The sequence below is a fragment of the Streptomyces sp. NPDC034099 genome (genome assembly GCF_055575415.1).
In genome coordinates this window covers 1-21,248 of record NZ_JBVISR010000007.1, presented here as the reverse complement: position 1 = coordinate 21,248, position 21,248 = coordinate 1, and the positions used below count along the sequence as shown (strand labels likewise).

The 21,248-nt window shown below is 71.0% G+C and carries 18 protein-coding genes and 3 pseudogenes; 8 read left to right on the top strand and 13 right to left on the bottom strand.

Annotated elements, in window-relative coordinates; genetic code table 11:
- Positions 1 to 108: 108 nt before the first annotated feature.
- The 5 genes from ACZ56V_RS20760 to ACZ56V_RS20740 are packed head-to-tail and all read right to left on the bottom strand — an operon-like array spanning position 109 to position 5,176.
- The gene (locus tag ACZ56V_RS20760) at positions 109 to 1,041 is read right to left on the bottom strand and encodes a VOC family protein (RefSeq protein ID WP_468944151.1); all 933 of its coding nucleotides are present in this window, start codon (positions 1,039 to 1,041) and stop codon (positions 109 to 111) included.
- A 4-nt stretch (positions 1,042 to 1,045) separates the two neighbouring features.
- Complete coding sequence (locus ACZ56V_RS20755; protein WP_468944148.1) at positions 1,046 to 2,065, bottom strand: amidohydrolase family protein; 1,020 nt, start codon at positions 2,063 to 2,065, stop codon at positions 1,046 to 1,048.
- The gene (locus ACZ56V_RS20750; RefSeq protein WP_468944145.1) at positions 2,062 to 3,192 is read right to left on the bottom strand and encodes an FAD-dependent oxidoreductase; all 1,131 of its coding nucleotides are present in this window, start codon (positions 3,190 to 3,192) and stop codon (positions 2,062 to 2,064) included. Before ACZ56V_RS20750 ends, ACZ56V_RS20755 begins: the two co-directional genes overlap by 4 nt.
- Before the next feature lie 23 nt (positions 3,193 to 3,215).
- The gene (locus ACZ56V_RS20745; RefSeq protein ID WP_398916258.1) at positions 3,216 to 4,178 is read right to left on the bottom strand and encodes a cyclase family protein; all 963 of its coding nucleotides are present in this window, start codon (positions 4,176 to 4,178) and stop codon (positions 3,216 to 3,218) included.
- A complete protein-coding gene (locus tag ACZ56V_RS20740; protein WP_468944664.1) occupies positions 4,175 to 5,176 on the bottom strand; it encodes a fumarylacetoacetate hydrolase family protein in 1,002 nt (333 codons plus the stop codon). Before ACZ56V_RS20740 ends, ACZ56V_RS20745 begins: the two co-directional genes overlap by 4 nt.
- A 127-nt stretch (positions 5,177 to 5,303) precedes the next feature.
- Between ACZ56V_RS20740 and ACZ56V_RS20735 the strand changes: the two genes are divergently transcribed.
- Positions 5,304 to 6,221, top strand: coding sequence for a LysR family transcriptional regulator (locus ACZ56V_RS20735; RefSeq protein ID WP_398916260.1), 918 nt, complete (start codon positions 5,304 to 5,306; stop codon positions 6,219 to 6,221).
- Between the two features lie 87 nt (positions 6,222 to 6,308).
- On the opposite strand, the gene ACZ56V_RS20730 is transcribed toward ACZ56V_RS20735, so the two are convergent.
- The 3 genes and pseudogenes from ACZ56V_RS20730 to ACZ56V_RS20720 form a co-directional block, all read right to left on the bottom strand.
- Entirely contained in the window at positions 6,309 to 6,674 is a 366-nt protein-coding gene (locus ACZ56V_RS20730) for an FBP domain-containing protein (protein ID WP_398916263.1), read from the bottom strand.
- A gap of 323 nt (positions 6,675 to 6,997) precedes the next feature.
- Positions 6,998 to 7,411 (bottom strand): annotated as a pseudogene (locus ACZ56V_RS20725) (transposase family protein); the annotation flags it as partial.
- A 143-nt stretch (positions 7,412 to 7,554) separates the two neighbouring features.
- Entirely contained in the window at positions 7,555 to 8,100 is a 546-nt protein-coding gene (locus ACZ56V_RS20720) for a GNAT family N-acetyltransferase (RefSeq protein ID WP_398916265.1), read from the bottom strand.
- A gap of 104 nt (positions 8,101 to 8,204) precedes the next feature.
- Here ACZ56V_RS20720 and ACZ56V_RS20715 point away from each other — a divergent pair, with 104 nt between their 5' ends.
- Entirely contained in the window at positions 8,205 to 9,080 is an 876-nt protein-coding gene (locus ACZ56V_RS20715; protein ID WP_398916267.1) for a LysR family transcriptional regulator, read from the top strand.
- Positions 9,081 to 9,175: 95 nt separating this feature from the next.
- Here the strand turns inward: ACZ56V_RS20715 and ACZ56V_RS20710 are convergent.
- From ACZ56V_RS20710 to ACZ56V_RS20695, 4 genes and pseudogenes are all read right to left on the bottom strand, one after another.
- Positions 9,176 to 9,985: pseudogene (locus ACZ56V_RS20710) on the bottom strand (IS110 family RNA-guided transposase); the annotation flags it as partial.
- Positions 9,986 to 10,074: 89 nt separating this feature from the next.
- A complete protein-coding gene (locus tag ACZ56V_RS20705; RefSeq protein WP_468944138.1) occupies positions 10,075 to 11,046 on the bottom strand; it encodes an SRPBCC family protein in 972 nt (323 codons plus the stop codon).
- A 3-nt stretch (positions 11,047 to 11,049) separates the two neighbouring features.
- Positions 11,050 to 11,628 carry a hypothetical protein gene (locus ACZ56V_RS20700; protein ID WP_468944135.1) on the bottom strand — a complete coding sequence of 193 codons (579 nt, stop codon included), beginning with the start codon at positions 11,626 to 11,628 and terminating at the stop codon, positions 11,050 to 11,052.
- A 201-nt stretch (positions 11,629 to 11,829) separates the two neighbouring features.
- Positions 11,830 to 12,207, bottom strand: a pseudogene (locus tag ACZ56V_RS20695) (fatty acid desaturase); the annotation flags it as partial.
- A 650-nt stretch (positions 12,208 to 12,857) separates the two neighbouring features.
- On the opposite strand from ACZ56V_RS20695, the gene pcaDC reads away from it, so the two are divergent.
- The 4 genes from pcaDC (at position 12,858) to ACZ56V_RS20675 (ending at position 16,195) form a co-directional block, all read left to right on the top strand.
- The gene (pcaDC, locus tag ACZ56V_RS20690; protein ID WP_467381106.1) at positions 12,858 to 14,198 is read left to right on the top strand and encodes a bifunctional 3-oxoadipate enol-lactonase/4-carboxymuconolactone decarboxylase PcaDC; all 1,341 of its coding nucleotides are present in this window, start codon (positions 12,858 to 12,860) and stop codon (positions 14,196 to 14,198) included.
- 43 nt (positions 14,199 to 14,241) lie between these two features.
- Entirely contained in the window at positions 14,242 to 14,877 is a 636-nt protein-coding gene (locus ACZ56V_RS20685) for an MBL fold metallo-hydrolase (RefSeq protein ID WP_104631910.1), read from the top strand.
- 60 nt (positions 14,878 to 14,937) lie between these two features.
- Entirely contained in the window at positions 14,938 to 15,717 is a 780-nt protein-coding gene (locus ACZ56V_RS20680) for an exodeoxyribonuclease III (RefSeq protein WP_398916298.1), read from the top strand.
- Between the two features lie 70 nt (positions 15,718 to 15,787).
- Entirely contained in the window at positions 15,788 to 16,195 is a 408-nt protein-coding gene (locus ACZ56V_RS20675) for a DUF6278 family protein (protein WP_398916300.1), read from the top strand.
- Positions 16,196 to 16,485: 290 nt separating this feature from the next.
- On the opposite strand, the gene ACZ56V_RS20670 is transcribed toward ACZ56V_RS20675, so the two are convergent.
- Positions 16,486 to 18,093, bottom strand: coding sequence for an amidase family protein (locus ACZ56V_RS20670; protein ID WP_468944130.1), 1,608 nt, complete (start codon positions 18,091 to 18,093; stop codon positions 16,486 to 16,488).
- Positions 18,094 to 18,305: 212 nt separating this feature from the next.
- Between ACZ56V_RS20670 and ACZ56V_RS20665 the strand changes: the two genes are divergently transcribed.
- Both ACZ56V_RS20665 and ACZ56V_RS20660 read left to right on the top strand, forming a co-directional pair.
- Entirely contained in the window at positions 18,306 to 19,013 is a 708-nt protein-coding gene (locus tag ACZ56V_RS20665; protein ID WP_468944127.1) for a lytic polysaccharide monooxygenase, read from the top strand.
- A 273-nt stretch (positions 19,014 to 19,286) separates the two neighbouring features.
- A complete protein-coding gene (locus ACZ56V_RS20660) occupies positions 19,287 to 21,074 on the top strand; it encodes a glycoside hydrolase family 35 protein (protein ID WP_468944125.1) in 1,788 nt (595 codons plus the stop codon).
- Positions 21,075 to 21,248 lie beyond the last annotated feature (174 nt).

Below are 21,248 nucleotides of genomic sequence, written 5' to 3'. Positions count from 1 at the left end.
GCTCCAGCGGAGTCGGTCAGGTCAGGGGGATGCACAACGGGAACGCGGCAGCGCGCGCCAGGGCGGGGGCCGTACCGCCGCGTCCCCGGAGTCGACGGCCTCGACGGCCTAGACCGGAGGGGCGACGAAGACGCCGCGGTCGGGGTCGTTGAAGGACTCCTTGGCGATCAGCTCGTTCATGGGGTTGGCGGTGCCCCACTGGTCGGTGACCTCCGGCTGGGAGAAGTCGTAGACGTGCGGGTGCCAGGTGTCCTCGTCCAGGCACTCCAGCTCGGTGGTGTACTCCACGGTGTTGCCGTGCGGGTCCAGGAAGTACGTGAAGGTGTTGTCGCCCGCCATGTGCCGTCCGGGGCCCCAGATCTTCTTGAAGCCGGCCCGGATGACCCGTCCGGAGCCGCGCATGTACTCGTCGATGCCGCGCATCTCGAAGGAGACGTGGTGCAGCGCGGTGTGCGGGCCCTGGGCGATGGCCATGGAGTGGTGCTGGTTGCTGATCCGCATGAAGTGCATGACCTCGCCCATGTGCGGCGAGCTCAGCGTGTCGGACAGGGCGAAGCCGAGGTGGTGTTCGTACCACTCGCGGGTGCGGTTCAGGTCGGGGGAGTTGAGGACGACGTGGCTCAGCTTGACCGGGATGGACTCCTTCTCCTCGATCCTGCGGTGCTGCCGCACCTCCACGTCGGCGGAGACCTCGATGGTGCGGCCGTCGACGTCGAAGAAGCGGAAGCCGTATCCGCCGCCGGGGGTGTCGACCTTGCCCGGCCGGGACAGCAACTGCACGCCTCCCGCGAGCAGTTGCTCCGCGAGCGTGTCGACGACGGCGGGGCTCGCAGCGCCGTAGGAGACGAGGTCGAGGCGCTTCTCGTCGGCCTTGCGGAGCCGGACGACGTACTGCTCCGGGGAGCCCTCGGCGGCCAGGAAGGAGATGCCGGAGTCCTCGGCGACCTTGGTCAGGCCCCAGACGCCGGCGTAGAAGTCGAGCTGCTTGTCGTAGTCGGGCACGGCGAGGTCGACGTGCCGCAGGTGGGTGAGCAGACGCATGGTGTCAGTCCTTCCGGAGGAGGTCCGCCGCGTTGCCGCCGCGGACGGCGTGGAAGCCGGCCTCGGGGAGCCCGGCGGCGCGCAGGGCGCCGACCGGGTCCTCGGTGCCCATGTCGAAGGGGAAGTCCGAACCGAGCAGCACCCGGTCCGCACCGGCGACCCGGACCAGCTCCCGCAGTACGCCCGGGTCGTGGACGAGCGAGTCGAAGTACAGCCGCTTCAGATAGCTGCTGGGCGGGTGGGCGCAGCCGGCGCCCGCGTCGGAGCGCGCCGACCAGGCGTGGTCGGAACGGCCGATGTGGGTGGGGAGGTAACCGCCGCCGTGCGCGGCGATCAACTTCAGACCCGGGTGCCGGTCCAGGACACCGGAGAAGATCAGGTGCGAGAGGGCGACGGCGTTCTCGGTGGGCTGGCCGACGGTGTTGGACAGGTACCACTGGTCGAGGCGCTCGTCGAGGGTGCAGCCGAAGGGGTGCAGGAAGAGCAGTGCGCCCGTCTCCTCGGCCCGGGACCAGAAGGGTTCGTAGGCCGGGTCGGAGAGTTCGCGTCCGGGTGCGTGGCTGGAGATCTCCACACCGAGCAGCCCCTGCGCGAGGGCGTGGTCGAGCGCGTCGACCGCGAGCGCCGGGTGCTGGAGCGGCACCAGGCCCAGTCCGCGCAGCCGGTCGGGAGCGGCCGCACAGTGCGCGGCGGTGGCCTCGCCGGCCAGCCGGCAGACCTTCTCCGCGGTCGTCTCGTCGGCCCAGTAGTGGTAGTGCGAGGGGGAGGGGCTGACCAGCTGGACGTCCACGCCCTGGGCGTCCATCGCCGCCAGCCGTACGGTCACGTCGGTCAGCCGGGTCAAGCGCTCGCGGAGCATGGGCCCGCTGACGGCGAGTGCGGCCGGGCCGTTGCGGCGGGCGTCCAGGGCCCGCGCCTCGGCGAGCCCTCGCTCGCCCGCCACCAGCGCCTCGACCTCCGGCAGCAGGACGTGCGCGTGCACGTCCACGGTGGGGGCCAGCGCCCCGAGTTCCGGAACGGTCACGGCAGCTCCCGCAGCAGGGTCATGGTGCGGGCCATCAGACCGGGCACATCGGCGTCGCGCACGCCGTCCAGCTGCCACTGCCCGATCCGCACCGACGCCTCCACGACCGGGCGAACGCGGGTGATCCGCCGCTCGTGGTACGCCTGGAACAGCGCGTCGTCCCAGGTCTCCGCGGCGGTCAGCATCTCGGCGAGGACGAGCGCGTCCTCCAGCGACAGGGCGGCGCCCTGGGCGAGGGTGGGCGGGCAGCAGTGGGCGGCGTCGCCGACGAGGACCACGCGGCCGCGATGCCAGGAGCCCTCGACCAGCAGCCGGTCGAACCAGGTGTAGTTGACCTTCGCCGGGTCGGTGATGTGCTCGGTGATCTCCGGCCAGAAACCGCCGTACGCCGAGGCCAGCCGCCGCATCTCGTCGGCGTAGGTCTGCGGCGGTATGGAGGCGCGGTCGCGGTTGGCCTCGACGACGTACGCGTACAGCGTCGTCTCGCTGGTGGGGCAGTACCCGGCGATGTAGGCCGGGCCCCCGTAGGCGAGGTCGGTGCGGACGACTCCCGCCGGGCGCGGGGCGGCGACCCGCCAGATCGCCATCCCGGTGGGCTCGGGCTTGTCGGTGATGCCGATCGCGGCGCGGGTGGCGGAGCCGAGGCCGTCGGCGGCGATCACCAGGTCGTAGCGGGCCTCGGTGCCGTCGCTGAGCCGTACGGAGACACCGCCGGCGTCCTGGCCCAGGATCTCGGTGGTGGTGCCGAGCCGGACGGTGGCGCCGCTCGCCCGGACGGCCTCGATCAGAATCCGCTGGAGCCGCGGGCGCTGCATGCCGACGGTGGCGGGCAGGTCGTCGCCGCCGGTGCGCAGGTCGTCCTGGGCGTGCAGGACGGTGCCGTCGGGGGCGGTGATACCGACCGAACTGAAGCCGAAGCCGGACGCCTCCACCTGTTCCCAGACACCGAGTTCGCGCAGCACGCGCAGGGCGTTGCCCTGGAGGGTGATGCCCGAGCCGGCGGTGGCGTTCCAGTCGTCCCTGGCCTCGACCAGGTCCACGGTGAGACCGGCGCGGCGCAGCAGGATCGTCACCGCGTTGCCGGCCGCGCCGCCACCGACGACGAGGACCGTGCGGGGCTGGGTCATGAAGAACTCCTTCGTTCCTCGGTCTACTTGACCGCGATCGGGTTGACGGGCGAGCCGACCGCGCCGGTGATGGGCAGGGGGGCCGCGGTGAGCCAGAACGCGTACTCCGCGTCGGCCGCGCAGTCCTCGGCGAGGGCGTCTAGGTCCCACATCTCGCCGATCAGCAGGCCGAGGTGGGGGATGGCGACCTGGTGCAACGGCTGGAAGGCGTGCTCGAACTCGTTCGGACGGACCTCGAAGCCCCAGGTGTCGGTGGCGATCGCGGCGATCTCGCTGCCGTGCAGCCAGCCGGCCGTGGTGAACGACAGGCCGGGCGCGGGACCGCCCGCGTAGTCGCCCCAGCCCTCGCGCCGGACCCGGGTGAGCTGCCCGGTGCGCACCAGCACGATGTCTCCGCGCCCCACGGTCACGCCCTGGGCCGCGGCGGTCGCCGTCAGGTGCTCCTCGGTGACCGCGAAGCCGTCGGGCAGCTCCCCGTTCTCGCCGACCGCGCGGCCGACGTCCAGCAGGACACCGCGTCCGGCGACGTGCGGGGCCATGTGCTCGATGCCGGTGACCAGGTCACCGTCGGAGGTGACGACCTTCTCCGCCGGGCGCCCGTTCCACGCCTTGCCGTGGTCGAAGATGTGCCCGAGCCCGTCCCACTGGGTGGAGCACTGCAGCGGCATGGCGATGACGTCGTCGGCGCCGCCGATGCCGTGCGGGAAGCCCTGGTTGCCGAGCGCGGCGTCGGCGCCGGTGTCGAGCATGGTGTGCACCGGGTTGGTGCGCCTGCGCCAGCCCTTCTGCGGGCCGTTCATGTCGAACCGCTGCGAGAGGGAGAAGCTGACGCCCCGTCGGATCAACGCGGCTCCCTCGCGGCGCTTGGCCTCGTCCAGGAAGTTGAGCGTCCCCAGCACGTCGTCCTCGCCCCAGCGGCCCCAGTTGGAGTACGCCTTCGCGGCCCGGGCGACCGAGCCCGCGGGGTCCGTGCGGTCCAGGGTCACTCGGTCACCTCCGCCACGCAGCGGGTGCGCTGGGCACCGAGCCCGGTGATGGAGGCGTCCATGACGTCGCCGTCGCGCAGCAGCCGCCCCCAGTGCATGCCGTTGCCGGCCGGGGAGCCGGTCAGGACCAGGTCGCCGGGGAGGAGCCGGGCGGTCTGCGAGGCGTAGGACACCATCCGCGCCACGTCGAAGATCATGTCCTTGGTCGACTCGTCCTGCATGGTCTCGCCGTTGAGCTTCAGCGTCAGCCGCAGATCGTCCGGGTCGGTGACCGATCCGGTGGGCACGATGAAGGGGCCGAGCGGGGTGAAGCCGGGCGCGTTCTTGCTGCGCAGCCAGTCGGTGCCGATCTGCGGCATGTCCCGGCGGAAGACCGTGGCACGGTCGGTGAGGTCGTTGGCGATCGTGTAACCCGCGACGTGGCCGAGCGCCTCCTCGACGGGCACCCGGTGGGCGGTCCGGCCGATGACCGCCGCCAACTCCAGCTCCCAGTCCGGCTTCTCGGCCCAGGACGGCAGCACGACGTCGTCGTACGGTCCGGTGATCGCGCTCGGCAGGCCGATGAACACGTACGGCAGGTCCTCGGCGGCCCGCCGGTCCATGATCTCCGCGGCCTCGGCGCGCCGCTCCTTCTCCGGCCGTTCGTCACCGGGCGCGCGGTGCGCGACGTGGAGGTCGATGACGTGCTGCCGGTAGTTGGCGCCGGACTGGAACACCTGGCGCGGCTCGACGGGCGCGTGTACGCGGAACTCCGCCAGCGGCCTGCGCGCCAGGGTGCCGTCGTCGGCCAGCGCGGCCAGTCGCGGTGCCGTCGAGTCCCAGTTCTCCAGGAGCCCGCGCATGCTCAGGCCGGTGCCGCCGAGGACGGGCCCCAGGTCGAGCACCTGGGCGTCGGGTGTGAGGAGAGCGGGGAAGGCGGGGCCCTCGGGAGCGGAAAGGGTGGCCAGGGCGAAGGGTCCGGCGAAGAGGGCGGACGCGGCTTCAGGTTTCACGGACAGGTCCTCCTGATTGCGGTGGCACTAATCTGGACCCGCCATCAGTGATCAGGGAAATCAATTCTGTGGATGACTGTCATCCACCCGGTGAATTCCCGCAGGTCGTCGCAGGACGGGTAGGGAAAACGCAGTGAATCTCAGTCGCCTGGACCTCAACCTCGTCGTCGCCCTGCGGGCCCTACTGGAAGAACGCAACGTCACCCGTGCCGGGCGGCGGGTCGGACTCAGCCAGCCCGCGATGAGCGCGGCCCTGTCCCGGCTGCGCCGCCACTTCGACGACGACCTGCTCGCCCGGGTCGGCGGCCACTACGAGCTGACCGCCCTCGGCCAGGTCCTCCTGGACCGCACCTCCACGGCGTACGACGTGCTGGAGCGCCTCTTCGCCAGCCAGGCGGACTTCGACCCCGCCAAGGAGCACCGGGAGTTCAAGCTGATCGCGTCCGACTACGCCGTCGCGGTCTTCGGTGCCGAACTGGCCCGGGTCATGCACGAGGAGGCGCCCGGCATCCGGCTGCGGTTCGCGCAGACCCCGACCACGGTCGTGGACGCCACGGACACGCTGCTCAGCACGTCCGACGGGCTGCTGATGCCGCACGGTGTCATCAGCGACTTCCCGGCCACCGACCTCTACGGGGACCGCTGGGTCTTCCTCGTCGCCGACGACCACCCGAGCATCGACGACCACCTGACCCGCCAGGACCTCGCCCGGCTGCCCTGGGTCACCTACCAGCGCACCTACGACGCCCCGGCCGTGCGCCAGCTCGGCATGCTGGGCATCGAACCCCACGTCGAGGTCTCCGTCGACAGCTTCCAGATCATCCCGCTGCTGGTGGCCGGCACCCGCCGCATCGCCCTCATCCAGGCCCGCCTGGCCCGGCTCCTGGCGCCCCTCGCCGGCGTGCGCGTGGTGGAGCCGCCGTACGAGGCCGTGCCGTTGCGGGAGGCCATGTGGTGGCACCCCGTGCACACCCACGACGCGGCCCACATCTGGCTGCGCGAGACCGCCGCGCGCGTGGGCAGAGGGATGGCCGACGAGCCCGAGAGGTGAGAGCGGCGGCACGTCTGCTGCTTGACTCCTGGCAGAGCGCGAGTCCGTGCCGTGCCGCCCCGGTGAGGCGGCCCGGCACGGACGGGCTCAGCTCAAGAGCCGGTACAGGAACGCCCAGAGGTTGGCGCGGGCGCGGTCGATCTGCTGCTCGACGGTGAGGGACTCCTCCATGCGTCCGCCGGGGTGGGGCGTGAGGCAGAGCGAACACATGCTGCGGCGCAGGAAGCCGCGCGTGGTGGACGACGAGAGCAGGGTCACGCCGACCGGTTCACCGCCGCGCTCGGTGACGAGGTAGCTGCGGGCGGGCGCGGACAGATCGCGCCAGCCCAGGAAGTACAGGTCGCTCCAGTGGTCGATGTCCGCCAGATCCTCGGGCAGGGGGAGGCGTTCGGCCACACCCTTGGAGCAGTTGACGAAGGAGGTGCGGATGTCGCGCTCGGTCAGGGGTCTCATGATGTGGATTCCTTCGGTGCGCGAGATGAGTCGCGTCGCGTCGAGTTGTTTTGAGTTGTTTTGAGTCGAGTCGAGTCGAGGGTTACGGAAGGGGGTTTGGGACAGCGGACGAGAGGTCGGTACGGGGTTGAGCCGGGCTAGGCTCTTCGGATGCGCGATCGGAGCCGACCAGCCGCGTCACGGGCAGATGCAGCGCGTGCTGCGGGGACGGTCCGAACACCTGGATCGTGAGCCCGCGAAGCGCCGGGATACGAGGCAGCAGGCTCGTAAGTCCCGACGCCGAGCCGGCCTGCAACCTCACCTGTCTCCGCCGTCTGCGAAGGGACGGTGCCGCCTGCGCCCTGGTAGCCCTTGTTCGCCCAACAGTTGATGCCGGCCCGGGCGAGGGCGTCGATGATGCCGTGTTCATGTGCGGACCGGACGTCATGGACAGCGCCGGCCAGGGCCGGTGAAGCCCAGAGCAGGTGTCCTTTGGGATCGGCTATGAGCTGCACGTTCATGCCGTGCTTCCGGTGTTCTGCCCGAGTAGAAAGGCCGGTCGGCAGCGATGCGGTCCATGGGCAGAAGGGCCCCGTCCAGGATCAGGTATGCCTTCATCGACGCGGCCGTACGGTTTGCGAGCGTGGGAGCGAGGGCGGCCAGGAGCTCGACTGCCTCGGCGATGTACCGGTAGGCGGTGGTGGTGCCGATCCCGAAACCGGCTGCGAGCTGGGCAAGGGCTGGCCGTTGCGGAGGTGGTCTCGCGGGGCCGGGCTCTTCGAAGCCGCCCACCGGGCCTGTCCCGGGGACGACGAACATGCGGTCGCCTGCGGCCACCGCACGCCTTTTGCGGCCCCGCCCCGTATTCTCATTGGCCCCTGGCACACGATCACGGGACCAGTCAGCTCTGGTCCGGTCCCGGGAGCGGAGTGGACTGCAGGCGTTGCATCCACAGGGAGCTCAGGTACTGGCCGTTCTTCACGGCGTACTCGTGGAAGGTTCCGATTTCGGCGAAGCCGAACTTGCGGTGCAGGGCCAGCGACACGTCGTTCGGCAGCGCGATGCCGGCGAGGGCGACATGCACCGGTTCGTCGGCCAGGAGACCGAAGAGCGCACGGTAGAGGGCGGTTCCCAGCCCCTGTCCTCTGCTGTCCTCGCCGAGTCCGATGCTCACCTCGACCGTTTCCCGGAAAGCGTCCTGATCGCGGTAGCACTGGCTGCAGGCATAACCGAGAACCTGATTGCCGCGCCGGGCGACGAGCATTCGGTACGGACCCGTCTCCGCGAACTGAGCGAACCAGTCCCGCCGCTCCTCCATGCGATGCGGTCTGGTGGCGAACCGGGCGTGCGAGGTCGCGGCCGTGTGATTCTGGATGGCGACGATCCCGGGCAGATCATCCGTAATCGCAGGGACGAGTTCGACAGCGGTCTCGTAAATCTCGTGCAAGAGAGGCTCCTCACCTCACCGGGAATGTCATACCAGGCACGCTATGGGCGCCGTCGGCCACACAGAATCCCGTGATCCCAAGGCGCTGGCGATAGGTTGCACCTATGGCTCTGGAACTCGCGGACCTGCGTGTCTTCGTCACCGCCGCATCCGTCGGCTCGCTGTCCGCCGCAGCACGTGAGCTGCGCGTTGCGCAACCGTCCGTCAGCGAGCGGCTGCGCCGGCTGGAACGGCTCGTCGGCCAGCCACTGCTCGACCGCTCCAGCCGAGGAGTGTCGCTGACGCCCGCGGGGGAACGGCTGCTGCCCCATGCGGAGCGGTGTCTGGATCTGGCGGCTCGCGCCCTGGACATTGCACGGGAGGACGACACCCAGGGCACCCTGCACGTGACCACCCACGCCAGCTACGCACCGCTGGCCGTCCCCTTCGTCATCGGTGCCCTGCAGCAGCTCAGATACGCCGTCGTGGTCGACGACCAGCACAGCCAGGACGCACTCCAGCGGGTGGCCGCGGGCGCGACCGACATCGCCATCACACTGCCGATGCCGCACGCTCACGAGGTACGGCTGCACATGTTCCGCAGTGAGCCGGTCGTCGCGGTCTGTCACCCGGACCACCCGCTCACGGCGGGCCCCTGCGACACGGCAGGGCTGAGCGGCCACCCCCTCGCCGTGAACCTCTGGGGCAGCGGTGCGCAGCTCTTTCACGATCTGCTCCTGGACGCCCCCGCCCGCGCGCATCAGCTCTACCGCATCAGTTCCGCCGAGACGGCAGCCGATCTCGCGCGCTCCGGGCAGGCCGTCGCCGTCCTCACCCGCGCCACGGTCGAACGCGACCTCGCCGCCCGTACCCTGGTCGAACTCGACGTGAGCGACATGCCGGAATGGCACGTCCACCTCATGGCAGCCCACCACCGCGAACGCGCCGCCGAGCCTGCCATCGCTGCCGTGATCAACGCCCTGGGCCACCTCGAGTCCTGACCTACCGCACCCACGGACACCACCACGCGGGAAACGCCCCGTCCCCACGCATCACCAGCCTCGTCCGAGCCGTCCTCACTCTCCATCTGGCCAGCACAACTTGAAGTTGACCTCCGCGAAGCCCGCCGGCACATGGGATGGCCTGCACGGTGATCTGAACGGTGTTCGCCGTGGATCGAGGTCCCCGACGACTTGGTCGTCGGGGCTGGGCCGGCGTAGGAGGCCAGGTGGGCGGCGGTAGGGAAGCTGGTTCCGTCGCCGATGGTGACCAGCAGGGTGGCGGCGGTCCTGACCGCGACCCCCGGAATCGAGGTCAGGACCGCGGAAAGAGGGTGGGCCTCCAGCAGTTGTCCGATCTGCGCTTCCAGGGCTCGTCGCTGTTCATGGACGGCAGCAAGCGAACGGGCCAGGGACGGGATCACGAGGTTGAGGGTGCCAGTGCCCGGGACCACGACGGTCTGCCCGTCGAGCGCGTCGAACACCTCGTCGATCAGTCGCTGGGCCATGCGCGGAGCCTTGGGCCGGATCACCTCGACCAGCTTGCGGCGTCCAGCTTTCCGCAGGGCGGCTGGAGATCCGTAGCGTTCCAGCAGCCAGGTCACGGCGGGGTGGTCCGGGCGCGGGCCGAGGACGCGTTCCAGGCTAGGGTGGAAGTGGGTGAGCAGGCCGCGTATCCGATTCGAGGTGCGGGTCGCCTCGGCCGCGAGGTCCTGGTCGAAGCCCACCAGCACGGTCAGCTCGGCGGTGATCTCACCGGTCAGTTCCAACGAGCGCAGGGTGTGCGACATGGTCCGTGCGGCCTCCGCGATCACCGCAGCGTCTTTGGCGTCGGTCTTCGCCTCGCCCGGGTAGAGATCGGCGATCCGCCGCACGGACAGGCCGGGCAGGTAGGCGACCTTGCAGCCACCCAGCCCGCGTCGGCGCTTGAGGTGAACTCGCATTGCCGGGCCGGGGCCGATGACGCGCATTCCCGTATGGGCCGGCCCGGTATCGCCTACCGGCCTTGCTCCTCGTCCTCTTCGTCTTCTTCCTCCTCTCCGTCCTCCTCGTCCGCGTACGGGGCGTCGGCGTCGTCCGCGTCGTCCGCGTCGTCCGCGTCGCCTTCCTCGGCTTCCTCGTCGTCCCGCTCCCCGTCCCCTTGCTCCTCGTCGTCCTCGAGACCTTCTTCGTGCGATCGGACCACCTCGCCGTCGCGGATCTCGCCGCGCCAGCCCTCCAGGTCCTCGTCGTCCGAGAGAGTGACGTACCGCAGGAAGTGCTTGAGGTCGAGGCGCAGGCGGCGTCCCTGCGCACGCCAGATGTTGCCGGTCTTCTCGAAGAAGCCGGACGGGTAGTACTCGACCACGGCGACGACCCGTGTGAGATCCGGAGTCAGCTCGTGGAAGCTGACGGCCCCGCGCGTGGTGCCTTTGCCGCCTTCGGAGTTCCAGACGATGCGCTCGTCGGGTACCTGCTCCTGAACGGTGGCCTTCCAGCTACGGCTGGAGAAGGCGATCTTGGCATTCCAGTCACTCTCGGTCTCGTCCGACTGCGAGACGCTCTGGACGCCCTTGGTGAAGGAGCTGAACTCCTCCAGCTGGGTCCAGCGGTCGTACACGGTGCGCAGCGGCTTGCCGACGTCGATGACCTCGACGATGTTCGTGACCTTCACGCTCCCCGCCTTGCCACCGCCGCCGAATGCGCCCTTCACGGTGTCGGCCACCTTGTCCTTCACATCGCCCGCCTTCTCTCCGAGGAACGCCTTGATCGGCGACTCCCCTTCGCCGAGTACGCGTTTGCCGACATTGAGCAACGTGCTGTTGCCGTCGCTCACGTCCCCCAGGCCCTGCGAGAGATCGCTGATCTTGTCACTGGCCTTGTCCACCAGACGCTGGCCCTGCGCCGCAGCGAACGCGGACAACTGCTCCTTGAGCCGGTCCATGCCGGAAGCGCCGGCATGGGCTGCTTTCTCCGCCGTCTTGGCCATGACCTACCTCTTTCGGCTGCCACGGGTAGATGCCTTGCCGGAGGCGACCTTCTTCTCCGCGGGCTTCGAAGCGGCACCCTTCTTCCCGGCGGGAGCCTTCTGCGCCGGAGCGGTCAGGGATGCGGACCTCTTCGCCGGGCTCTTCTTCGTCCGGCTCCGACGGGGCGGCGCCTGGGGGCCGTCCCCTTCTTCTCCTCCGGTGCCCTCTTCCTGCCCTTCTTCGTCGTCCGGTTCCGCTTCCTCAGACGGTCCCTCGTCCTCGTCGCCGGGCCGGCCCACGAGAGAGTCGGTGCGCTGCTGCAACGAGTCGGCCAGCGCACCCAAGCGGCGGTCGGCGGTCGCGGACAGGGCGGATCGAGCGGAGTCCATGAGTTCCCCGCGCACCTGCTCCAGCAGCTGCGCGGCCTGCGGACTTCCGAATGCCTTGCGCAGTGCTCGGTTGATCAGCTCCTTGGGACTCAGCAGTCCTTGTCCGGCGAGTACGGAAGTGACCCCGATGGCGACTCTGCCCTTTTTGGTGCGACCCAACGCGTATCCGGCCGCGAGGGCGGCGGCGAGCGTGGCTTGCGTCTCGGTATCCATGAACGGCCCCAAGTACGGTCGGCGAATCATGCTGTTCAGGTCGCATGCGACCCTGCCGCCCGGTCCGTGGGTGCCCCCGGCTCCTGCGCCCCGGCTGGACGGCCGCGACCCCTATCCCCACCCTCCTCCGACATCCGTGCCCTCGCATCTCACCGGGGGTCGGGGCCGGGCACAGTCGCTGCGCACACCGCAGCCGTCCGCCTAGGCCCGAAGAGGCGTGCCCCGCAGCGGTGCCCCGGCCTGGTGGAGGCTGACGAGCACGAGCCGGTACGAGGCGACCAGCCCCGTCTCGGCACAGTCGACACCCAGTTCCCGGCAGTACTGCAGGACGATGGTGCGGGCCTTGCGCAGGTTGGGGCTGGGCATGCTGGGGAACAGATGGTGCTCGATCTGGTTGAGGCCGCCGAGCGCGAGGTCCGTGAACCGGCCGCCGTGGACGTTGCGCGAGGTGAGTACCTGGCGGCGGAGGAAGTCGGGGCGGTCGTGGGCCGTCAGGATTGGCATGCCCTTGTGGTTGGCTGCAAAGGAGGAACCGAGGCAGACGCCGATCGGGCACTGGTGGACGGCGAGGAAGGCTAAAGGAGGTTGTCCAGCCATGGAACGCCTCGGAGGTGGGTGCCTTCGTCGCTGCGATGAAGAGTGACCGCCTGTTTGCGCCGCTGCTGCTGTCCCTGATGGGGCTCCGTCCGGCGGAGGTCTGCGGCTTGCGGTGGTCGGACATCGACTTGGACGCGGCCACGCTCAGCATCGCCAACACCCGCACCGTGATGGGCAACCGCACGGTGGTGGAGAAGGACAAAGAGCATGGCGGGGGAGCGTGTGTTGCCGCTCCCGAGCCTCGTACGGGAGGCGTTGAAGACGTTCCGCGCCACGCAGGCAGTGGACACCTGGCGGCGGGCGAGGGGTACGAGGGCGACGGGTATGTGCTCGTGGATGAACTTGGGGGCGCGCTGAACGGTCGGCAGCTCCGAACGCGGGCCCAAAATAATGGATGCAAACGGCCTTCGCAGGGTCCGTCTGTACGATGCTCGGGCGTCTTGCCTCACGTACCTGGCCAACAACGGGGTGCCGGATCACCTGCTCGCCATGTGGGTCGGGCACACCAACGTGAAGACGCCGAAGAAGTGGTACGTGAAGCCGGACGTGGCGGACCTGCTTCCTGCGGCGGAGGCATGGGGAGGTCTCGCAGGGGGCGTGTGACAAATTGTGACAGATGAAGGTGTGAACCCGTGACCGAAGCCAAGATCGAAACACTGCAATACCGCTTTGACGGGCCAGAACACCTCCCCGTGCTGATCTTGGGACCGTCCCTCGGTACCACATGGCACATGTGGGACCGGCAGGTGCCCGAACTGGCTCAGCAGTGGCGGGTCTTCCGGTTCGACCTGCCCGGACACGGCGGTGCCCCGGCCCACCCGGCAGGGTCCGTCGCCGAACTCACCACGCGTCTGCTGGCCACCCTCGACGGACTCGGCGTGCACCGCTTCGGGTACGCGGGCTGCGCCTTCGGCGGCGCGGTCGGTATCGAGCTGGCCCTGCGCCACCCCGAGCGGCTCGCCTCCCTCGCGCTGATCGCCGCCTCGCCCCGGTTCGGCACGGCCGACGAGTTCCGCCAGCGCGGCGTGATCGTGCGTACCAACGGGCTCGACCCCATCGCCCGCAGCTCCCCGGAGCGCTGGTTCACCGGCGGGTACGCGGCCGCGCAGCCCGCGATCACCGAGTGGGCCGTGCAGATGGTGCGGACCACCGACCCCGGCTGCTACATCTCCGCCTGCGAGGCCCTCGCCGCCTTCGACGTGCGCGGCGAACTAGGCCGGGTCGGCGTCCCCACCCTGGTCCTCGTCGGCTCCGACGACCAGGTCACCGGCCCCGCCGAGGCCCGCACCCTGGTCGCCGGCATCCCCGACGCCCGCCTCGCGGTGGTCCCCGGCGCCTCCCACCTGGTCCCGGTCGAGCAGCCCGCCGCCGTCACCGACCTGCTGGTGCGGCACTTCACCACCGCCTGGCAGGCCCCCCACGACGCCACCTCCACCGGCCAGATCCCCGTCCCGGTCCACCTCGCACACCCGGTCCCGGTCGCCGGGACCGGCGCCGGGCCCGTCCAGCCGGTGCCCGCCCAGCCGCCGCAGACCGCGCCCATCGCCGAGATCGCCCCGGCCCCCGCCGTGCCGCCGCAGGCACAGGGGCGGCCCGATCCGTACGACGCGGGGCTCAAGGTGCGCCGCGAGGTCCTCGGCGACGGGCACGTCGACCAGGCGCTCGCGCAGGCGGACGAGTTCTCGGGGGACTTCCAGGAGTTCCTCACCCGGTACGCCTGGGGAGAGATCTGGGACCGTCCGGGCCTCGACCGGCGCTCGCGCAGCTGTGTCACCCTCACCGCCCTCGTCGCCGGCGGCCACCTGGACGAGCTGGCACCCCACCTCAGGGCCGCCCTGCGCAACGGCCTCACCCCGGGCGAGATCAAGGAAGTACTGCTCCAGGCGGCCGTCTACTGCGGCGTGCCGGCCGCGAGCGGCGCGTTCCGGGTGGCCCAGCAGGTCATCCGCGAGGAGACGACACCGCCCGAGTGAGCCCCACGGGCGGGCAGCGGGCGCGCGGCGGCAGGATGGAGTCATGAAGCTCACCAAGAAGTCGCACGCCTGCGTCCGCCTCGAGAAGGACGGGCAGACGCTCGTCCTGGACCCCGGCGGGTTCAGCGAGGAGGACGCCGCCCTGGGCGCGGACGCGATCCTCGTCACCCACGAACACCCGGACCACTTCGACGAGCTGCGGCTGCGCGCCGCCATGGAGGACAACCCGGCCGCCGCGATCTGGACGCTGAAGTCGGTCGCGGAGAAGATCTCGGCGGCGTTCCCGGGCCGCGTCCACACCGTCGGTCACGGCGACACCTTCACCGCCGCCGGTTTCGACGTACAGGTCCACGGGGAGCTGCACGCGGTGATCCACCCGGACATCCCGCGCGTCACCAACGTCGGCTTCCTGGTGGACGGCGGCAAGGTCTTCCACCCCGGCGACGCCCTCACCGTCCCCGACCGCCCGGTCGAGACGCTGATGCTGCCGGTCATGGCCCCGTGGAACAAGATCGCCGAGGTGATCGAGTACGTCCGCGAGGTCAAACCGCGGCGGGCCTACGACATCCACGACGCCCTCCTCACCGACCTCGCCCGCCCGATCTACGACCGTCAGATCGGCGAGCTGGGCGGCTCCGAGCACCTGCGGCTGACGCCGGGCGACTCCGCCCGGGTGTGAGACCCGGGGCCGGACCCCGGGCGGGACCCGTTGTCAGTCCCGCCCGGTAGGTTGTGGGACATGCGCATCGCGACCTGGAACGTGAACTCGATCACCGCCCGCCTGCCGAGGCTGCTCGCCTGGCTGGAGAGCAGCGGCACCGACGTGCTGTGCCTCCAGGAGGCCAAGGTCGCCGAGGCGCAGTTCCCCTTCGACGAGCTGCGCGAGGCGGGATACGAGGCGGCGGTCCACGCCACCGGCCGATGGAACGGGGTGGCGGTGCTCTCCCGCGTCGGCCTCGACGACGTGGTCAAGGGCCTGCCCGGCGACCCGGGCTACGAGGGCGTCCAGGAGCCCCGCGCGATCTCCGCCACCTGCGGCCCGGCCCGCGTCTGGTCCGTGTACGTGCCGAACGGGCGCGAGGTGGACCACCCCCACTACGCGTACAAGCTCCAGTGGTTCGAGGCCCTGCGCGCCGCCGTCGAGGGCGACGCCTCCGGCAGCCGCCCCTTCGCCGTGATGGGTGACTACAACGTCGCGCCGACCGACGACGACGTCTACGACCGTGCGGCCTTCGAGGGCGCCACCCACGTCACCCCCGCCGAGCGCGCCGCCCTCGCGTCCCTGCGCGGGGCCGGCCTGTCCGACGTGGTCCCGCGCCCACTCAAGTACGACCACCCCTTCACGTACTGGGACTACCGCCAGCTCTGCTTCCCCAAGAACCGCGGCATGCGCATCGACCTGGTGTACGGCAACGAGCCCTTCGCCAAGGCGGTCACCGACTCCTACGTCGACCGCGAGGAGCGCAAGGGCAAGGGCGCCTCGGACCACGCGCCGGTCGTCGTGGACCTGGACCTGTAGCCGCGCACGCCGCGCACACCTTCCGCGTGCCCTGTGGTGCACATGGCGGTACGAATGACAGTGTGGAGGTATGAACATCCCCTTCCTGGGCAAGCGGCGCGAGGACCCCCGGGCGCACGACGCGGAGGGCATCGGCGAGCTGCTCGCCGACTGTGATCTGCTGCGCTCGCAGGCGCTGCGGGAGGGGGTCAGGCTCGACGACTCCGCGCTCTCCCTGGAACAGCTGGACCAGGTGCTGCCACGCTGGCGCAGCGACGAGGAGATCCTGACCTGGCTCGGCAACGACGCCGGTCTGTACCTCGGCACCGTGATCGTGCGCACCGTGCCCGGCGCCGCCTGGGCCATCCGCTCCGACGGGCAGCCTGTCGTCCGGCTCGCCTCCGGCCGGGAGTTCGACGTGGTGGCGAACGGCCACGCGTGGGCGGAGGACGGCGTGCCCGAACTCTCCCAGCTGTATGGAGAAGTCGCCGAGGCCTGAGGCGAGGCGTGGGCCGAAGTGCGCACCGCGGAGCCGCCGCCGCGGTCGCCCGCCGTCACGCCCTCCCCAAAGCCCGCCTTAAATAGGGGTAATGATCAAAGGGTGCGTGTCGGTGGCATTCGTACCGTTTGTCTCGATACGTTGCGGTGGTCGGAGCCGACACGAACGCACGGGGGACTACGCAGGGTGCAGCCGGAGATCACTGCTCGCGGGCGAGGAGAAGGTCAGCTGCATACCGGCGAGCGACCGCGTCGAGGCACCGCTCGACGACTCGGCGCTCGCCGGTCGGCTCAGCGTGCGGTGCCGGACGGAGCCGAGGGCAGATACCGGGGCGCCCGCCAGGCGTCCAGCCGATGCTCCACCGCCGCCCCCAGGGACAGCAGTTCGGCGTCCTGGCGGTCGCCGGCCATGAGGAGCAGCCCCACCGGCAGCTCCCCGGCGAAGCCGGCGGGCACGGACAACGAGGGGTACCCGGCGACGGCGGCGGGGGTCGAGGACGGGATCACGTCGTTGTCGCCGCGCGCGCAGTCGGTGGTCCAGGCGGGCGGGTTCGCGGGGGAGGCGATGGCGTCCAGGCCGTGCGCGGCCATGACCTCGTCGATGGACCGCCGGGACAGGTCGGTCAACTCCGCGCGCATCGCCCGGTACTCCGGGTCCGTGGTGGGCGGTGCGGCCAGCGCCTGCTCGAACAGCTCCTGGCCGGCGAAGCAGGTCTGCTCCCGCGGGTGCGTGCGGTTGAACTCGATCAGTCCGGCCAGGTCCTGCGGCCCGCCGCGGGTCGGGAGGTAGGCGTCGATGTCCCGGTGGAACTCGCTCAGCAGTGCCGGGAACTCGAGTTCGGCCAGCCGCTCCTGGTAGGGCATGGTCACCTCGACGACCTCGGCCCCCGCGGCGGTCAGCCGCTGCGCGGTACGGGTCATGAGGGCGTCCACCTCGGCGCCGAGCGACGGCAGCCGCCACAGGCCGATCCGTTTGCCGCGCAGGCTGCCGGGACGGCCGGCCGCGTCCGTGAGGCTCGGAGCGCCGCCGGTGCGCACGGTGTCACGGCCGCCGAGCACGGAGAGGGTGAGCGCGGCGTCGATCACGTTGCGGGCCATGGGTCCCGCGGTGTCCTGCTCGGCGGAGATCGGTACGACGCCCGACTGGCTGACCACTCCGAGGCTGGGCTTGAGGCCGACCACGCCGTTCATCCCGGCGGGGCACACGATGGAGCCGTCCGTCTCGGTCCCGATCGCCACCTGGGCCAGCGACGCGGCGAGCGCCGCGGCCGAACCGGAGGACGAACCGCAGGGGTTGCGGTCCAGGACGTACGGGTTGTTGGTCTGCCCGCCCACCGCCGACCACCCCGACGTCGGCTTCGCCGCGCGGAAGTTGGCCCACTCGGAGAGGTTGGTCTTGCCGAGGATCACCGCGCCGGCCGCCCGCAGCTTCCCGACCAGGTCCGCGTCGGTGTCCGGTGGGGTCCCGGCGAGGGCCAGCGACCCGGCGGTGGTCGGCATGTCGCGGGTGTTCACATTGTCCTTGAGCAGAACGGGGATGCCGTCCAGCGGGCCCCGGGTCCTGCCGAGGCGATGCCTCAGGTCGCTGGCGGCCGCCTGGCGCAGGGCCGTCGGGCTGGTGCGCAGCACCGAGTTGATCCTCGGGTCGACGGCCTTGATCCGCCGCAGGTAGGCGCGGGTCAGCTTGAGCGAGGACAGCGATCCGCGGTTCATACGGACCTGGAGTTCGGGGATGGTCACCGTGTCGAGGTCGACCCCGCCGACCAGCGTCGACTCGGCGGATCGCGCCGCGTCGCCGGGTCCGGAATCAGCGGCCACGGCCCGTTGACCGGGCGCCACCGCGAGGAGGGAGGCCACGACCAGGATCGCGGTCAGGGCCGCCATGCTTCTCTTCTTCATGGCGGACAGCCCACTACACCGGGCCGCCCGGCACAAGGGCCCCCTCGGCCTTGGGTGTTGGCGCGACGCGCACCCCCTTGACGGCCCTCACTCCTTCGCTAAGGTCTAGACCTACACGCGCAGGTCTAGACCTGCGGGCGAGGTTGCCTCATCGGCACCGTCGTAAGCCGGGGCAGGCTGATTCGACGCGGACCGAAGGGAACAGTGATGTCATGCGCATGAAAAGAAGGGTGGCCGCCGCCGTGGGAGCGCTGGTCGCCCCCGTGGTGGCCCTGAGCCTGCCGGCGCCCACGGCGAGCGCCCACGGCTGGGTGGTCTCGCCGGGGAGCAGGCAGGACCAGTGCGCCAACCGCGTGGTGCAGTGCGGCCAGATCAAGTGGGAACCGGCGAGCGTCGAGGGCCCGAAGGGGCTGCGCAACTGCAGTGGCGGGGACGCCCGGTGGGCCGACCTGGACGACGACGGCAAGGGCTGGCGGGTCACGCCGATCGGGACCACGCACACCTTCACCTGGACCATCGAGGCGCGGCACGCCACCAGCAACTGGCAGTACTTCATCGGCGACCGGAAGATCGCCCAGTTCGACGGGCACGGCGCCCTGCCGCCCGCCTCGGTCAGCCACCAGCTGGACTTCGGCGGGTTCAGCGGGCGGCAGAAGGTGCTCGCGGTCTGGAACATCGCGGACACCGCCAACGCCTTCTACGCCTGCATCGACGTCAACATCGGCGGCGGCGGTGACGACGGCGGTGGCGGCCAACCGGGCGACTGCGTCGCGGGAGCCTGGAACGCCGGGAGCGTCTACAACGGCGGCGAGACCGTCTCCCACGACGGCCGCACCTGGCGTGCCAAGTGGTGGGTGACGGGCGAGGAGCCCGGCACCACCGGCGAGTGGGGCGTCTGGGAGGACCTCGGCGCCTGCTGAGCACGACCGGTCGGCGTACGCACCGGAAGGCGCGTGCGCCGACCCGCGCCGTCCTGGACCGGCCCACATCGTCCTGCTGCTCGGCGTCACGGCGTCCGCCACGGGTCCCGCGCGAGCTCCTGAGGTCGACGGTGTGTCGTAGCGGCCTGATAGCGATGCCAGCGGCCCCCCTGGGTTGCCTCCGGTGCTGGCCTGCTGATCGCGTCCCGAGAAGGATTGGCATCGATAACATCGTCTGCCATAGTCGCAGCCATCGATGGTCAAGGAGGCACCGTGCAGCGATCCACCCTCACCCACGCCGACGGCACCCTGCTGCGGAACGGGCGCCCGCACCGCCTCCTGGCGGGCTCGCTGCACTACTTCCGGGTCCATCCCGGACACTGGGCCGACCGGCTCCGACGGCTGGCCGCCCTCGGTCTGAACACGGTCGACACCTACGTCCCGTGGAACTTCCACGAACGCACCCCGGGCGACATCCGCTTCGACGGTCCGCGCGACCTGGACCGCTTCGTCCGACTGGCCCAGGACGAGGGGCTGGACGTCGTCGTGCGGCCGGGCCCGTACATCTGCGCCGAGTGGGACAACGGCGGTCTGCCCGCCTGGCTGACCGGCACCCCGGGCATGCGGCTGCGCACGTCCCACGGCCCTTTCCTGGAAGCGGTCGACCGCTGGTTCGACGCGCTGATCCCCCGCGTCGCGGACCTCCAGGCCGGCCGGGGCGGACCGGTCGTGGCCGTGCAGATCGAGAACGAGTACGGCAGCTACGGCGACGACCACTCCTACGTCCGCCACATCCGGGACGCCCTCGTCGCCCGGGGCATCACCGAACTGCTCTACACCGCGGACGGACCGACCCCGCTGATGCAGGACGGCGGAGCCCTGCCCGGCGAACTGGCGGCGGCGACCTTCGGCTCACGTCCCGCCGAGGCCGCGGCGCTGCTGCGCTCGCGCCGGAGCCGGGAGCCGTTCTTCTGTGCCGAGTTCTGGAACGGCTGGTTCGACCACTGGGGCGAGAAGCACCACGTCCGGTCGGCGGCGAGCGCGGCCGAGGACCTCGGCGGCATCCTCGACGAGGGCGGCTCCGTGAGCCTCTACATGGCGCACGGAGGCACCAACTTCGGGCTGTGGGCGGGCGCCAACCACGACGGCGAGGGCCTCCAGCCGACCGTCACCAGCTACGACTCGGACGCCCCCGTCGCCGAGAACGGTGCCCTGACCCCGAAGTTCTTCGCCCTGCGGGACAGACTCACCGCGCTCGACGGCGCCGGAGCCCGGCGACCGCTGCCGGCCGACCCACCGCTGCTGGCCCCCCGCGACCTGCCGGTCACCCGGCACGCGGGCCTGCTCGACGCGCTGCGCGCGGTGTCCGAGCCGGTGTCCGCACCGCTGCCACTGAGCTTCGAGGAACTTTCCCTGGCCTCCGGCCTGGTGCTCTACGAGGCCGAGCCGCTGCTGCCCCCGGGGAACCACGAGGTGACCGTCACGGGTCTGCACGACCGCGCCCAGGTGTTCGTCGACGACACACCCGTCGCCGTACTGGACCGCGAGAGCGCCTCCTTCACCGTCTCCGGGACCGGCGCGCGGGTCCGGCTGGCGCTGCTGGTGGAGAACCAGGGGCGGATCAACTACGGCCCGCTGCTCGGCCAGGGCAAGGGCATCCTCGGCGGCGTCCGGGTGGACCGACGGCTGGTGCACGGCTGGACGACGCGTCCCCTGCCGCTCGACGCGTGGACCCCGCGGGACACGGCACGCGCCGCTGCGGCGGCTCCCTCGGACGGCCGGGCGGGGTTCGCCACCGCGGTCCTGTCCGTGGCCGAGCCCGCGGACACCTTCGTCGCCCTGCCCGGGTTCGGCAAGGGGTTCCTGTGGGTCAACGGCACCCTGTTGGGCCGCTACTGGGAGATCGGTCCCCAGACCACGCTCTACCTGCCCGGCCCGCTCCTGCGCCCCGGCAACAACACCCTGACCGTGCTGGAACTCGAACGCCTCGGCGACCGCGTCGCCCTGCGCGACCGCCCCGGCCTCGGGCCGTCGGAGGAGTACGTCGAGACCTTCGACTGACCGCTTCGGCCGACGGCGGCCGGGTGCGGCCCGCCTCCCCAAGGGACGGGCCGCACCCGGCCGGTGGCTCAGCGGACGTCGGCCGGGCGTTCCCCCGGCGGGTAGCCCGTGGGAAGGTCCACGGGCACGCCGTACACGCGCATCTCCGCGGCGGCCGCGTAGGGCTGCCCGTTG